At 52.9% G+C, this 15,306-nt stretch carries 10 protein-coding genes; 2 read left to right on the forward strand and 8 right to left on the reverse strand.

Annotated elements, in window-relative coordinates:
* Window positions 1-38: 38 nt before the first annotated feature.
* The 4 genes from OHL22_RS14725 to OHL22_RS14740 all read right to left on the reverse strand — a co-directional run bounded on the left by OHL22_RS14725 (window position 39) and on the right by OHL22_RS14740 (window position 8,961).
* On the reverse strand, window positions 39-3,704 hold the full coding sequence (locus OHL22_RS14725) for a carboxypeptidase-like regulatory domain-containing protein (protein WP_263338790.1): 3,666 nt from the start codon (window positions 3,702-3,704) through the stop codon (window positions 39-41).
* A 371-nt stretch (window positions 3,705-4,075) separates the two neighbouring features.
* A complete protein-coding gene (locus OHL22_RS14730) occupies window positions 4,076-5,839 on the reverse strand; it encodes a CRTAC1 family protein (RefSeq protein ID WP_263338792.1) in 1,764 nt (587 codons plus the stop codon).
* A complete protein-coding gene (locus OHL22_RS14735) occupies window positions 5,836-7,716 on the reverse strand; it encodes a CRTAC1 family protein (protein ID WP_377819482.1) in 1,881 nt (626 codons plus the stop codon). Before OHL22_RS14735 ends, OHL22_RS14730 begins: the two co-directional genes overlap by 4 nt.
* Window positions 7,717-7,785: 69 nt before the next feature.
* Entirely contained in the window at window positions 7,786-8,961 is a 1,176-nt protein-coding gene (locus tag OHL22_RS14740; RefSeq protein WP_263338796.1) for a Gfo/Idh/MocA family protein, read from the reverse strand.
* Window positions 8,962-9,264: 303 nt separating this feature from the next.
* Here OHL22_RS14740 and OHL22_RS14745 point away from each other — a divergent pair, with 303 nt between their 5' ends.
* Window positions 9,265-10,464: a Gfo/Idh/MocA family protein gene (locus OHL22_RS14745; protein ID WP_263338798.1), complete on the forward strand. Its 1,200-nt coding sequence runs from the start codon at window positions 9,265-9,267 to the stop codon at window positions 10,462-10,464.
* A gap of 82 nt (window positions 10,465-10,546) precedes the next feature.
* The gene (locus tag OHL22_RS14750; RefSeq protein WP_263338800.1) at window positions 10,547-10,990 is read left to right on the forward strand and encodes a cupin domain-containing protein; all 444 of its coding nucleotides are present in this window, start codon (window positions 10,547-10,549) and stop codon (window positions 10,988-10,990) included.
* Between the two features lie 24 nt (window positions 10,991-11,014).
* Here OHL22_RS14750 and solA read toward each other — a convergent pair whose 3' ends face one another.
* From solA to larE, 4 genes are read right to left on the reverse strand one after another with little or no spacing between them, the layout of a single operon-like run.
* Entirely contained in the window at window positions 11,015-12,157 is a 1,143-nt protein-coding gene (gene solA / locus OHL22_RS14755) for an N-methyl-L-tryptophan oxidase (RefSeq protein ID WP_263338803.1), read from the reverse strand.
* A 57-nt stretch (window positions 12,158-12,214) separates the two neighbouring features.
* Window positions 12,215-12,964 carry a nickel pincer cofactor biosynthesis protein LarB gene (gene larB / locus OHL22_RS14760; RefSeq protein ID WP_263338806.1) on the reverse strand — a complete coding sequence of 250 codons (750 nt, stop codon included), beginning with the start codon at window positions 12,962-12,964 and terminating at the stop codon, window positions 12,215-12,217.
* The gene (larC, locus tag OHL22_RS14765) at window positions 12,961-14,295 is read right to left on the reverse strand and encodes a nickel pincer cofactor biosynthesis protein LarC (protein ID WP_263338808.1); all 1,335 of its coding nucleotides are present in this window, start codon (window positions 14,293-14,295) and stop codon (window positions 12,961-12,963) included. The genes larB and larC overlap by 4 nt, the downstream gene beginning before the upstream one ends.
* Window positions 14,292-15,173, reverse strand: a complete 882-nt coding sequence (gene larE / locus OHL22_RS14770) for an ATP-dependent sacrificial sulfur transferase LarE (protein WP_263338810.1) — start codon at window positions 15,171-15,173, stop codon at window positions 14,292-14,294. The genes larC and larE overlap by 4 nt, the downstream gene beginning before the upstream one ends.
* Window positions 15,174-15,306 lie beyond the last annotated feature (133 nt).

The raw sequence follows: 15,306 nt of genomic DNA on the forward strand, positions 1-15,306 counted from the left end.
GCATGCGTCACGAATGTGACGTAATTGCTTTCGGTTGCTTAGAACTGCAACTCGAGTTTGACTTGACCCTGACGGTTGCTGAGGCCTGAACCCGTGGACGTGTCCTGGGTGAAGGTGCCGTCGCTTGCGTTAGTGTCCGGTCCGCCGAATTGCGTGCGGTTGAATGCGTTGAAGTAGTCTACCTGGAGGATCGCCTGCACCTTCTCTCCAATGTAGAAATGCTTTCTGGCATTGAAGGCTTCCTGTCGTAATGGCGCTCCTCTAAGTCCAGAGTAGTTTCTAACCGCATTGCCGATCACATATTGGGTTGCCGTAGTACTAAAGGCAGCCGAGTTAAACATCGATGGCCCAGTACCCTGACCACCCTGCTTGGTGAAGTAATCCCGCACTCTGTCATAGGAAGCGATTTGCACACCTACACCGGGGTTGCGGTTCGGACGATTGAAGCCGTTCGGGAAGGGTGTACCGCTTTCACCAACCCCGAAAGGAGTACCCGACTCATAGTCGAGAACCCAACCGACCTGCCAGCCGCCCACGACATTGCCCAGTTTGTGATTGTTGACGAACTTCTTGCCAGGACCGATCGGCAGTTCGTAAGTTCCGCTGATCTTCACGGTGTTCGTCTCGTCGTTGTTGTCGATCGTATACTCTACGCCCTGGTTGTACTTGTTTATGCCACCATTGGCAAAGCTAGAGAAGCCGCTGTTTGCGTTGGCCATCAGCCGTGACAGGGTATAGCCAGCGAGGAAGGAAAGACCGTTGGAGAAGCGCTTATCCACTTCGATCTGCGCTGAGTTGTAGAAGTCAGTACCCTTCGCTTCAAAGTTGTTGAAGATGTAGTTGTACTGCGGGTAAGGTACCAGCGACTGGGCTACCGAAGACGAGTTGCCGAAGTCGTTGTAGAAGTTGGTGTACGGCATGGAGAAGCCATCCGCGGCCGCACAACCGGAGGGATTGAGAATCGGATCGTAAGGACCGAAGTTATCCGACAGCACCGAAGTTCCCGGGTTGCAACTGCTCTGGACATTTCCGTATTGCGCATCAAAAGCAGGGTCCATCTGATCGATGCGGTTCAACTGGCTAGGCAGATGGATAACGCGGTTGCCAACCCAGGCTGCGGTGAGCAGCATGTTGTATGGCAGTTCACGCTGAAGGTTGATGTTCCACTGTTGGCTGTAGGGGGCGTAACCGTCATTCTTGCTGAACGCTTCGATCTGGTTACCTCCGCCGATGCCCGGACCGAAAGTCACCGGGGTGGTTGGCGTAATTTGGTTCGCTGTAATATCCCAAGATCCGGGGTTAGAAACCCAGGTGCTAGAGCTGGCTCTGTGGAACTGACCAACGAGCAGATTGCCGTCGTTGACTGCAACCTTGTTCGTGCCGTACTCGTAAGCGCCGCCGTTCAGGAAGGCAATGGCAAAGCCGCCCTGGAGAACGGTCTTGTCATTCAGCTTATAGGCCAGACCGAAGCGCGGACCGAAGTGTCCCCAGTGAATATCGGCGCGATTGAAGCCTGCACAGCCGGTACAGTCTCCGAATTTGCTTGCCGATCCAGCAATGGGACCGTTAGGTCCAATAGCTGAAGGATCTGTTCCTGGATTGTCCTGATTGAAGAAGACAATCTGGTTGTGATTCTCCGTAAAGGGTACCTGAATATCCCAACGAACACCGATGTTGACGGTGAGTTTTGGCGATAATTTGATGTCGTCCATGACATACGGAGAAATGTCGAAGTTACGCAGCCTCTCTTCCAGAGAATTGGACCGGTCTGCTTCGTCCGGAAGTCCTAGCAGGAAGCTGGCAAAGGAGCTGCCATAGTTGTTGAAGTTGGGATCGGCGATATTTTCGATCGACGTTGTTCTTTGGCTGAAAGCGTAGTGTCCGCCCTCGGTCTGCTCTTCGTTATCGTCCTGATACGAGCGGCGAGCCTCACCGCCGATGTTGAAGGTGTTGCGGCCCTTGGTCCAAAGCCAGTTGTTCACGGCTGCAAGGCCCAGTTTGCGGTTGACCGAACCTGAGTTCGAGCCGCCTGTACCGAAGGAAGTCGTTGCATGCTGGCCATCAAAGGTGATGCTGGGCATGATGTCTTCCTGCTGCACGCCGTAGAACACGGCCACAGGAGCGAACTTATTGACGTTGAACTGGTTGTTGATTTCACCAATCCAGCCAGCGCCAGCGGTCATCACGAGGTGAGGCGTGATGGTGTTGCTGTAGTTCAGCAAGAAAACAGTGCCGACGTTCGGGTAATATCGCAGGCTCTCCAGCGGATTGACTGGGTTCCCGAATGGCTGCACGATAGGGGCGTTGTCAAAGCCGTAATTGTGGAACGTGTTGCGCCACTCCGAGTAGTGCAGGCTCTGGGTTGGAGTGAGCGTCTGGTCTACCGTGAAACCCCAGATGTGCTGGATTTGCGGAGAGATGAAAGGTACAAAGTTCTTGTTGTTGGTCTGTCCACCAACTCCCGTGCCCGAATTGTCGGGATCGGGAATGTATTGAAGCAGAGAAGCAGCGATGGGGCTGATGCGATCTGGGCAGATGACGTTGAGTACGCCGTTGCACTGAAATTGCTTGCCAGTCGTTGGGTCATAAATGGGGACAACGATCTGGTCACCCGCTTTATTAGTTCCCAAGTAATTGGAGAAGTCACCGGTTTTCTCTGCCACAGTCGGCACGGTGCCGTTCGTAAGATTTTCGGTGTTCTGTTTGTACCACTCCTGGCTGTAATAGCCGAAGGTCTTGTTGCGGCCATCGTACAGGTGAGGAATGCGAATGGGACCGCCAACCGAGAAGCCATAGTTGTTTTCGTGGTCAACAGGCGCCTTGTCATCGACGTTGGCTGAGTTAAAGTTTGGACCATTGAAGAAGCCAACCGAGTCAAAGAAGCTGTTACGGTTGATTTCAAACGCGTTGCCGTGGTACTGGTTTGTACCCGATTTCATCTGATACGTCAGCGCGCCTTGCCCCAGGCCAAACTGCGCCGAGAATGTGGTGCGCTCAACGCGGAACTCCTGCACGAAGTCGTACGGCGGATCGTAGTTGGTGGTATAACCTTCAGTCTCCGATTGCGGGACCGGGATGCCGTTGTAGACAATTTCTTCTTCAAAGTCGGCGCCGCCGCTAACGCGGTGGGAGAACGTGCTGCCCGTCACGCCGGGGGCCAGGAACTGCAAAGAATCGATCTGGCGGCCGCGCCCTGAAACCTCAGAAGGCAACGCTTCGACGACCACAGGCTCGATGGTGCTGCCCAATTCAGGCTGAGTGGTGTTCAGCGCGATTTGATCGGCTGTGACCTGTACAGTCTCGGTAGTGGCGCCTGTCGATAGAGTGAAGTCGACAGTGCCTTCTCGGCTAACTTCGAGCGTCACATCGCTCTTCACTGCCTTTTTAAATCCAGGCGCGTCCACGCTTATCTTGTACTTGCCAGGATTAAGGCCTCTGAACGAATACGTGCCGGCGCTTTCCGTCACGGTATGAGCAGTCACCGAAGTTGATTCATCGGTGATGGTTACGCTGGCGCCCGAGATAACGGCACCACTGCTGTCAGTGACTGTACCGGTTACGCCCGAGCTGGCCTGCGCGGAGGCGGTCCGCGGAGCCATCAGAGCTAGAAAACCGAAAGCTACTGCGAGTGCGAATGCCGCCCATGTTTGTGGGCTGGGCAGACGTCGTCGCTGGCGCTCCTTGGGTATGGGAATGTGTCTCACTGGATCTCCTTGCATACATCTCAGTTCTGGTTCAAACGTGGATGGGAACACGGGCAACGACTGCTCAAATACCTATCACGCTCGCTGCTCCGCAGTGGAATCGATACCATTCATGGTGGTACCGATTCCACTGCGGAACTATACTTGCCCCAAAAATCGACTGTCAAGGAATTTTTATAATCAAGAACCACCAATCGCAAGAAGGTTGCCTGAGCCTAAAAAAAAGACAAGGAGCGCCTTTTGACGCGTGCATTTACTTACTGCAAGTATAAGATTATAAATAACATATATCCAGATCCCCTGAAGCTACAAGAAGTTGGATTCTCTTAGTTTTTTTCTACAAAAAAGCGAAAGCAAGAGAAGCAAGAAAATCAGGGTCTGCTCTGCGGCCGTGACTCCGAACTCGCCGATGGTTCATCTACCTGTATCTGCCGGTCGCCTTGAACATTTTTGAGTGTTTGGACGATTCCGCTCGGCCAGCGAATTTCAATCGTATCCGCAACCGGACTCGCCCCAAGACCGAAATGCACCCGCGGATCGCTCGCAGACAAATAGCCACTTGAGGTCGTCGCGGTAACCCACTGCGATCCCTGAGAAGTAGTCATCTTCACCACAGCACCTATACCATCCCGGTTGCTGGTGTGCCCTGTCAGATGGAGGGTGATCCAGTGATTGGTGGACTTCGTCTCATTGTGAAGCATGTATGCCTGGCCGCCATTGGTGGTAACGACAGCATCGATGCGTCCATCGTTGTCAATATCGCCGATCGCCATGCCACGGCCCACCCACGCCTCATGAAAGATGTCCCCCGAAGTCGATGAAACGTCGACAAAGCGCTTGCCGGTGTTACGAAGAAGCATCATCGGCTCTTTGTAATGAAGCTGAGGCATCGTCTTCTCGATCGTGTCGAGATCATGCCCCTGGGCGATCAGCAGGTCTTTCCAGCCGTCGTTATCGTAGTCGAAAAATCGCAGGCTCCAACCGGAGTGCAAGAGCGTAATGTTGCCAAGGCCACTTTGCGGAGTCGCGTAATCGAAGGTTCCGTCGCGATTGTTTCGATAGAGGGCATACCGCTGATTGGCTAGATCAGTCACAACAATGTCGGGCCAGCCATCGTTGTCGTAGTCTGCAAAATCAATGCCCATCCCCGCATAGGTCTGCCCATCTGCGTTGACGCCAACACCCGACTCCAGGCCTACTTCCTCGAACGTACCGTCCGCCTTGTGATGAAACAGGAATTCGGGCATCGAATCATTGGCAACGAAAATATCGGTAAGCCCATCGTGATCATAATCTGCTATGGCAATCCCCAGCGCCTTTGCTGGCTTGTCAAGACCTATCTTGTGCGTGATCTCTGTAAAGTGGCCGTTGCCATCGTTGTGGTAGGCGAGCATGGTGATGGGGGGAAAGACATCGGGATGACAATACCCTCGGTAGCCTGGGCGGTGCTCGCCGCACCACACATCGTCCCAGTCCCACGTCACATACCGGTCGACGACGAGATCGAGCCGACCATCGTTATCTAGATCGATCCACGTAGCCGAGGTAGACCAGCCACTTCCCGCGACACCTGCTTTCTCCGTCACATCGGTAAAAGTGCAGTTGCCATTGTTGTGGTAAAGCCGGTTACCGCCATAGCCAGTTACGAAAATGTCTTCGTAGCCGTCATTGTCGTAGTCGGCCACAGCCACGCCCATGTCATAACCGACTCCCTCGAGCCCCGCTTTCTCGGTAATGTCTTCAAACGTTCCATCGGACTTCTGATGGTACATGCGGTTCCAATCCTGTGGGCCGCTCTTTTTAGGAATAAATCCCTTGGGGGTTGGATCTGTGTAAGGAGCTCCATTGAGCAGGTAGAGATCAAGGCGGCCATCGTTGTCGCAGTCGAAAAGCGCCGCACCAGATCCCATCGTTTCAATGAGATATTTGCGAGAAGTATGGGGAGCTACATGGAGGAAGTGGACGCCTGCTTTAGCAGTAATATCGACGAACTTACCCGGCACATCTTCTGAACTGGTTGAAGTGGAACCCGCACTGCCTTTGATCTGACCGATGAGGCAATCTGCATTGATATGCAGGACCGCGGTTAGCGCAATCGAAAGTGCCCCGGTTTTCAGGAATGCATGTCGCCTCACGGTTTGCCCCGTCGGGGATCTGGAGCAATAGCCGAGATAGCGACTGAACATGGGTTGTCCTCACAAAGACTCGCTGTAATCCCTTTATCTTCTGTAACGGTGTATATCCGATCAACAGCCGGCAATACGATCTTCTCCGTTGCCCCCGAAGGCCAGTGTATTTCCGCAGAGGCTGCAGATGTCGAATCGCCTAGACCGAAGTGAACACGAGGATCGTTTGTAGAGGAATAACTACCCCCGCTTAAGACATCCTGACGCTGCCTCATTCCATTTGCGCTCAAGTAAACGGTCGCGCCCACAGCGTCACGCGGGCTTTTTGAGCCGCCAATCAGTTTTAATTCAACCCAATGATGATGGTCGGGATTCACGTTCTTGAGCAAAACCGGTGGGCCATCGATTGGACTGATCACAACATCTATTTTGCCATTGTTAAACAGATCGCCGAAAGCGGCGCCCCGCCCCGAAACGATCTGCGCTAAACCCGAGCCTTTAACCGGAAGCACCTCTTCAAATTTGCCGTCACCCATGTTGCGGAACAGCTCCGGGCGTTGCGCATAGGATGTACCCCAATCCAGACGATCTGCCGCTGGATATATATGACCATTGATAAACATGAGATCGAGCCAACCGTCATTATCGAAATCTAGAAATCCATCGCCCCAACCCAGAAACGGAACTGTTTTATGACCAAGACCCGCTGCAAAGGATGCCTCAGTAAACGCGCCTTTGCCGTCATTCTTCATCAACAGCTTCTCTTCATCGGAAAAATCGGTGATGGCAAAGTCGAGGTTGCCGTTGTTCAGATAGTCGCCGACGGCGATCCCCATCGCGGCAACTTCCCTGCCATCTTCATTAAGGCCGAATCCAGATGAGAGACTTGCATCTTCAAATGTTCCGTTACCGCGATTCAAATACAGGTAGCTGAGAGTGGAGTCATTGGCGACGAGCAGGTCTGGCTTGCCATCATTGTTTACGTCTGCAAAGAGCGGTGTAATTCCATAGTATTTATTGACCTGATCAGAAACACCCGCCTTCACGCTTACGTCAGTGAACGTACCATCGCCGTTGTTATGAAAGAGGTGATCCGGTTCTCCCTGCAGTCCGCGGGGACCACACATAACATGTTCTCCGCGAAACTCACAGTAGGAATACCCTGTGGCCTCGGTCTTTTCGTAAGGCAGATTGTTGCGGTCAAAATGGACATATCCCGTGACAAACACATCCAGCAAACCATCTCCGTCGTAGTCACCCCACGTAGCACCGGCAGACCAGTTGCCCAGCGTCACGCCTGCCTTTTCTGCAACATCTGTAAAGGTGCCATCGTGGTTGTTGTGGTACAGACGATTCTTGCCCCAGTTAGCAACGAAGATGTCGGGCCAGCCGTCGTTGTCATAATCAGCAATCGCTACACCGAAGCCCCATCGATCATTCGTCACTCCAGCCTTCGCGGCAACATCCGTAAAGGTGCCGTCGTGATTATTGTGAAAAAGCGCTGCATGAGGGGGAGTTTCTTTTCCGTCTTCAGCCGCGAACGTTGATCCATTCACGAGATAGATGTCGAGCCAACCGTCATTATCGTAATCAATCAATCCAAGACCTGAGCCGTTGGTGTCGATGATTAGCCGCTTGTCCGCCGCTCCCATGACATGCTTCCAATTTGAGAGACCGGACGCTTTTGTCACATCTTCAAATATGACAGTACCGGAATCCACGAAGCCGCTCGCCGTCGCTGATGCTTTATGCGCGTTGACAGAGGTTGGCTGACTCGATGCCGAATCCTGCGTTGCCTGCTGCAGGCCTAACAGCGGAGAACATATATATATGTGACATGCAATGATAAACGCCGTACCGAAGCTGACTTTACCTACCCAACGCACCACTCGATCTCCAACGCACTGCCGACCCTGCGATCGAGGCCCTGCAAAGTAGCGAACAGCGACTGTTCACTACAAGGGAACATGGACCTCAGCACCATTGCGTTCCGCAGAAAGGTATCCGGCATAGATGGCCGCAATAGTATCACGCGCCAGTTCCAGACCTGAAGCGGGCTCTCGGCCGTAGTAAATGCTCTCCGCAAAATCCTGAAATTCCTGCGGATAGCCGTGCATCCACGGTTCATCCGGAGCCGGATGGCTCCAGCCCTGCTTCGTTCCGATCTTTTCTGTCACGTAGATGTTACTGAATCCTGCTTCACAAGGATTGTAGGTTTCCAGTGCGTTTATCGGATTGAGGTTGCACCGTGTGCGATGGTTATTGGAACGCACCTCGAGCCAATTGTTCACTCCGCCCATTACTAGTTCCGAAGCAAAAATGTCTGCGATAGTGCCATCGGAGAAGACGATGTGCATCTGCGCATAGTCTTCCACATCTTCATATTCGGTTCGTAAAAAGCCTTCGTCGCGATATTCTTTCAGCCGCGAGACCTCGTGGGTACGCGCACTGACTTTCACCGGACGTATAGGAACTCCGTTGCGAGACTGACCCTCCACGCGTTTCAGATACAGCGCCGTGCTCAATGGGTGACACCCTTTGCCTACCATCGAACCGCCGCCTGAAAACCGCCAGGAACCATAATACGGTGAATGTGATCCACTATGTGATTGTTCTCCCAGCATCCATAGAATCTGTGCACTGGAGCCCACGATAATCTCGCGCTCCTTCTGTACTGCAGGTGCGTATACCCAATTTTCGGCATAACAAGCGCATTTGCCGCTTGCCCGTGCAGCCGACAGAATCCGTTCGCAACTTCCCACTGCTTCGCGAAGCATTTCTTCTTTCGAGTGAGTATTCCCGCGAAACTTCTCGATACCCGCACCGAAGCAGCCCGTAAGTGGCTTCTCGATAACCACATGCTTGCCCGCTTGGAAGGCCTGAGTCGCTAGTTGTTCGTGCGTGGAAGGGGGCGTACATAGATCGACTACATCGACTGCAGAGCAAAGTTCACCCATGCTCGCAAAAGTATTAAGCCCTCGCGCTTTAGCAAAGGCTTCGCATGCCTCAGTGGTTTTTGAATAGACACCGACGACTTCTACTGGAACTCCGTAAACGCGCCGTAAACCATCGTAATGAAAACTTGCCGCAAACCTCGCCCCTACAATGCCCACACGAACCGCTTCTGCCATGTCTTTGTCCCCTTCGCGGATGCACAATCTGTCTCGGATCGAAATCGGTTTCAATCACTACTAGCCATATGAGTCTATCGAAAGACGAGGAGAGGGCCGAGCAAGCTTCTCGGCTACGGCGCCGCCAGTTGCGACAATCTCAATGGAAGAGTGATTGCTAAAGTCACATTGACTGGAATAGAGTGCTTGCTGTCTGCAATTTTAGTTTGAGATCGCAACTAATGTATCGCGAGCGTCAAACTATCTTTGCCATTTTGCTCCAAAGGAGCGGGTGGCCTCTATTGCAGACGTGATCACAACACTATGCATACCAATGGTCTGAGCCGCAGGATCTTTCTTCGCACCGTCGGCGCGACAGGGTTATTGAGCGCCCTACCCGAAGGTAGCTTTTCTTCCCATCCAGCCCACTCTGGCACAACGTGCGAAGTTGCATCACCCGATCCCGCTGAAGATGCAGTTCCGAAGTATTCCATCAAGTTCGCCGTTTGTGGCATGAGCCACGATCATATTTACGGAATGGTCGGCGCCATTCAGCGAGGCGGAGGTATTCTCATCGCCGCCTATGGCGAGGAGCCAGAGAAGCTAGCGACGTTCATCAAACGATTCCCCGGCGTCAAGATCGTCAGATCCGAAGACGAGATCCTAAACGATGCCTCCATTCAGCTTGTCCTCAGCTCCACCATCGCGAGTCACCGCGCTCCTCTCGGTATTCGAGTTATGCGCCACGGCAAGGACTATCTGAGCGACAAACCGGGCATAACCACTCTGGAACAACTTGCCGAGGTGCGTAAAACGATTGCGGAAACTAATCGCATCTACGGAATCATGTACAGTGAGCGGTTTGAAGTGCGAGCAGCCGTTAAGGCCGGCGAGTTGATCCAGTCCGGTGCAATTGGTCGCGTCATTCAAACGATCAACATCGCTCCTCATCAGATTTATCAGCACCAAGGCGACGCTGGTGGCGGTGGCAGCAGGCCAGATTGGTTTTGGAATCCAGACTTATACGGTGGCATCCTTTGCGATATCGGCTCGCATCAGGTGGATCAATTTCTCTACTACACCGGCTCCACAGATGCCGAAGTAGTCGCCTCACAGATTGCAAATGTGGCACATCCCGAACACCCCCGCTTTCAGGACTTCGGCGATATGATGCTGCGCGGCAATCGGGGCGTTGGCTATGTCCGGCTTGATTGGTTTACGCCTGATGGGTTGGGAACCTGGGGTGATGGACGCCTGTTTGTGCTTGGAACCGAGGGCTATATCGAAGTCCGCAAATACACCAACGTCGCAGTCAGCAAGACTGGAAACAATCTGTTCATAGTAGATAAGCATCAAGCGCGCTACATCGACTGCAATAACGTGACTCTTCCCTTCGGTCCTCAGTTTGTCTCCGATATCGTTAATCGAACTCACACCGCGCAGGATCAGGCGCAGTGCCTGCTGGCCGCTGAACTCGCAATCAAGGCGCAGCGCAACGCAGCGATGGTCCACTTAAGCACATGATATTTTTACTTCGATTCCGGCTCACGGAAGTTGAAGATTTTGACTACTGGAATGCAATGCCAACCCTTTCGATGGAGGCTCGATGTTTACTAGACGCGATTTCGCAATTTGCGTGGCGACTGTAGCCTTGACCGTAACTGCCTTAGCAATGGCTGATGCGGCGAGTCCTATTATTGGCGAGACGGCGTGGGACTGGAATACTCTCGTTACGAAGAAGACGCCCGTGGGCGAAGTACGCTCTATCGTCAAAGGTCCAACTGCGACACTTGATGAACTTGAAATGCACGTGACGACTCTTAACCCTGGCATGGCCTCACATCCTCCGCATCACCATCCCAATGAAGAGCTGATCCTGGTTGATTCGGGCACGGTAGAGGCGCTTATCAATGGCCAATGGAAGCGGCTCGGGCCCGGCTCCGTTATCTTGAACGCGTCCAACGTGCTCCACGGCCTGCGCAACGTGGGGCAAACTCCCGCTCAATATCACGTCGTCAGCTGGCGAACGGACAAAACACCAAAAGAATAGGAGCGTTATCGTCGTAAAGATGTATCAATCGCTGAAACGCGTGATAGCAGTAGATCGGCGATCCAGTTGAAATAAATCCATGCCGGACCAGGTGTTACCCGTTAACATGCTCTCGGCGATCTCTCCATAAACCGGCGCATATTTGAATCCGTGGCCAGAGCAGCAACTGAAGAACAATATGTTCTTGTGATCTGGATGACGATCGATGAGAAAATGCCGATCTGTAGTGTTGGTGTAGATGCATGACTTTATGGCGGCCGGCACGTTGTCTACTCCGTTGAAATACTGCTTTATGCAATCAGAGAGCAACTCGGCATCACGCTGGTCAGGATCGCGCACAGGCACTTCGGGATCGATTGGCTCATTGAAATGCTTGTCGTGGCCAATCTTGATCTGTCCGTCTGGCGTTGGCATTCCGTACCATCCTCCGCCCGAATCAAAAACAAAAGCAGGCGAGCGCTGAAATGCAGATCCCGCAGGACACTGAAATGGGTACCACGCAATCACACGGCGTTCTGGAAAAAGTGGAATTCGCAGCTCTGGAAAAATCCTGGGCAGCCAACTGCCCGCTGCAACGATGAGCACATCACAGTCAACCTGCTCATAAATTGTGCGAACGCGCACTCCATGAGACGAGGCAACTATATCGAGAATACGGGCATCGTGCACAAGCCGCGCACCTGCATTGCGAGCCATTTCGTGCAGAAAGGCTCTCGTTGCATCCGGGCATACGACACCGCTTGCTGGCTGATACACAACCCTCCACGCATCAGGCAGCCGGAAATAGGAATAGCGACGATTGAATTCCCTTCCATCAAGCAGTTCGAATGGCTGTTCGTACTGTCGGCACAATGATTCGGCAGCCTGCACCATAGGACTGCCATCCGGTCCGGCGTCGATGCCCCCACACTCCCAGAAGAGTTGAGCCTGCGCCGTGCTATTCCATCTCTTCCACCCCTCGTAACTTCTCTCAGCGAGTTCGACATATACGGCACCCTCATGAGGTACTCGGCGAAAGATGCGCGTGTCGCCATGCGACGATCCGCGTTCATGTAGAGGAACGAATTGTTCAAAGGCGACAACGGAGTATCCACGAGTAGCCAGTGTCGCGGCGATGCTGCTTCCTGCTATACCAAGCCCAAGTACTGCGACCTTCGGTTTTCTCATGCGTGATGTTCTCTCCTTCAAGCCATGAGCACGAAGGTGGAACTAAGAACTAGCTGATTAATATGCACGATTCATGAGCGTCGCCACATAAGCGGCACCGAATCCGTTATCGATATTCACAACCGCAATGTTTGGTGAGCACGAGTTCAGCATACCCAAAAGCGCCGCCAATCCACCAAAGGAGGCTCCGTATCCCACACTGGTTGGAACAGCAATCACGGGCACTCCCACCAGTCCACCAACAACCGAAGGAAGCGCCCCTTCCATACCAGCGCACACGATGAGCACGGATGCCTCTTGCAACCGATGATGTTGTGACAACAGTCTATGCAAGCCCGCGACGCCTACATCGGCCACAAGATCGACTTGGTTGCCCATTAGCTCCGCTGTTACACGCGCCTCTTCGGCAACCGGAAGGTCGCTGGTTCCAGCGCAGACGATGCCAATCCTGCCCGGTCGCGGAGCCAGATCATTTTGCTTGAGAGTTACACAACGAGCGGCAACATGTTCAACTGAGCGTGGCTCTGCTGCAAATATTGCCTGACGATGCTCAGCATTGGCGCGCGTGGCGAGAACATTCACACCCGATGCTGCAAGACTGTTGAATATCTTTGCCACCTGCTCTGTTGTTTTCCCTTCGCAATAAATCACTTCAGGCATGCCGGTGCGAATAGGCCTGTGGTGATCTACCTTAGCAAATCCTAGATCTTCGAAAGGCAACGTCTTCAACCTGTCGCAGGCTGCTTCTGGGCTGACTTCTCCGCTTTCAACAGCACTCATCAACTGATGCAGTTGTTCTCTATTCATGCGCACGAATCCTTAAACCAATATGCAGCCACCGCACCCTGCATTACCTGCTTTAGTGGTACACCCCGGCCTTCTGCAATTTGCCGGCAATCTTCAAATTCAGGAGCCACGTTGATCACGCTCCCATCTCCACGTATGGCGATCTTGACCCTAATCTCTCCCCACTGCGTTTCCACAGTAACGAATTCACGCCGCAAGCTGATCTTCTCTTCTTCGCGATAGCGCAGACCAATTGTCGTAGTCTCTTCAAATAAAAGCTCCTGTATTGCGCCAGACATTTCGGGAGCGCACAGAACCGTTAATTGCGTCCCCGATCTTCCCTTCTTCATCTGTAACGAAGTCCTGTAGACATCGATCGCTCCTGTAGCAAGAAGTCTTTCAGCCACGAAGGACAGCACTTCCGGTGTTGCATCGTCGATCGCGGCTTCGATGACGCCTACTCTTGCAATCGACGCTCCCAGTTCAGAAGATTGTTGCCGTCCACTTGTCTCTCCAATCACAAGCCGCAACACATTGGGCCGTACCTCCAGGTCCCGGGAGCCAGCGCCATAGCCTGTCATACGCACTTGCATTGTCGGAAAATTTGATGAAGATGCTTGCAGCGCGCGTAGCAACGCAGCTCCTGTGGGAGTAACCAACTCCTTTTGCGGACCGTCAGAATAGACAGGCATATCACGGAGCAACTCAAGTGTTGCCGGAGCAGGCACTGGAAATATGCCATGCGCACAATGCACGTGACCTCCGCCGACATTGAGCGGTGAACAAAACCATCGGTTCACTCCGAGCCACGCACAGCCGGCAGCAGCAGCTACGATATCGGCTATTGCATCAACTGCCCCGACCTCGTGGAAGTGAATTTTTTCGACTGGAACATTGTGGATCTTCGCCTCCGCTTCTCCAAGCAGGCGAAAGGCTTCCAGTGCAACTTCTTTCACTCCCGGTAAAAGGTTCGATTGACCGATCATGCTTTGAATCACCGATAGCGAACGTCCGTGCGGATGATCGTGCTTATGTGATTCTTGATGTGCATGGCTGTGTTCATGGGAGTGAGAGTGCATATTTTCGGAGGCATGAGGATGATCGTGATCTGCCGCAGCGCGCGCATGATCCGAAGCATGCATTTCCGCTGATTCACCAGTGGACAATATCACATCTACTTTGGCGGCATCGATACCGCTGCGATTTACGCGGTGCAGTTGAAGATGGGCTTCCAACCCAACTGCGCTGACAGCTTCTTCGAGGATAGAGAATGGCACACCTGCATCCACAAGAGCCGCCAGCAGCATGTCGCCGCTGATGCCTGAAAAGCAATCGAGATAAGCAATTTTCACTGAACACCATTTGAGCTATCGCGGGCGGAAGCACCCGCAATCTGTGAGATGGGCAACAACTCATTCATAGATCCAGAGCGGTATCCCTCTAAATCGAGTGTTACGTATTTATAACCAAGAGATTTGAGATCGCTGCTTATCTTGCTGAAAATATTAAACATTAAAAACTGTGGCATCTCACTTTGCGCAATCTCAATTCGAGCAAGATCTCCGTGATGACGCACACGAAATTGCTTGAGCCCGAGAGTGGAGAGCGAGGCTTCTGCCTTTTCAATGCGCGTCAGAGTTTCCTCAGTCACGGGTAATCCGTAGGCAATGCGTGAGGACAGGCAGGCTGAGGCTGGCTTATCCCAAATACGTAAACCTTCTATCTGCGCCAAGGTCCGAATCTCCTGTTTTGTAAGCCCTGCCTCCATAAGCGGAGCTATCACCTGATGCTCGGCCGCGGCCTTTTGTCCAGGCCGGAAATCGCCGCGATCATCCACGTTCATCCCGTAGGCAATAGCTGAAAATCCGAGGGTACTTCCCAACCGGCCCATGACGTTGAAAAGCTCGTCTTTGCAGTAAAAGCACCGGTTCGAATCATTGCGGACATACGCATCAGATTGCAATTCGTGCGTATCGATGACCTTCAAAGGGATCCCGCAGTCCTCCGCAAATGCGACAGCATCGTGCAGATGCGATCTTGACAAGCTGGGAGAATCAGCCAGCACTGCCAGCATCTCAGAGCCCAGAACTCTGTGCGCCGCATGTGCGAGGTAGGCTGAATCCGTCCCCCCTGAATAGGCAATCATCAAACGTCCGGCACTTATCAGTCTAAGATCAAGAGCATGTCTCTTCGCTTCGAGTTCGTTCGATAAGCATTCGCTCGCAGGCATTGCTGAGCCCTCCCGTCATCGAAAGATCATTTTACGCTGGCCTTGTGTTTTGTGTTACCTGCACACCAAGAACGCTTTCCGAGATGAGCTATCTCGCACTCGCAGGCTGGAGTATCGAATCTTCGATCCGCGA

Origin of the sequence: Acidicapsa dinghuensis (assembly GCF_025685685.1) — a bacterium.
Taxonomy (GTDB): Bacteria; Acidobacteriota; Terriglobia; order Terriglobales; family Acidobacteriaceae; genus Acidicapsa; species Acidicapsa dinghuensis.

Bases quoted from the DNA above. Each gene is read 5' to 3' on its own strand.
- OHL22_RS14745 (WP_263338798.1), top strand. From the start codon at position 9,265: ATGCATACCAATGGTCTGAGCCGCAGGATCTTTCTTCGCACCGTCGGC.
- solA (WP_263338803.1), bottom strand. From the start codon at position 12,157: ATGAGAAAACCGAAGGTCGCAGTACTTGGGCTTGGTATAGCAGGAAGC.
- OHL22_RS14750 (WP_263338800.1), top strand. From the start codon at position 10,547: ATGTTTACTAGACGCGATTTCGCAATTTGCGTGGCGACTGTAGCCTTG.
- OHL22_RS14740 (WP_263338796.1), bottom strand. From the start codon at position 8,961: ATGGCAGAAGCGGTTCGTGTGGGCATTGTAGGGGCGAGGTTTGCGGCA.
- larE (WP_263338810.1), bottom strand. From the start codon at position 15,173: ATGCCTGCGAGCGAATGCTTATCGAACGAACTCGAAGCGAAGAGACAT.
- larB (WP_263338806.1), bottom strand. From the start codon at position 12,964: ATGAATAGAGAACAACTGCATCAGTTGATGAGTGCTGTTGAAAGCGGA.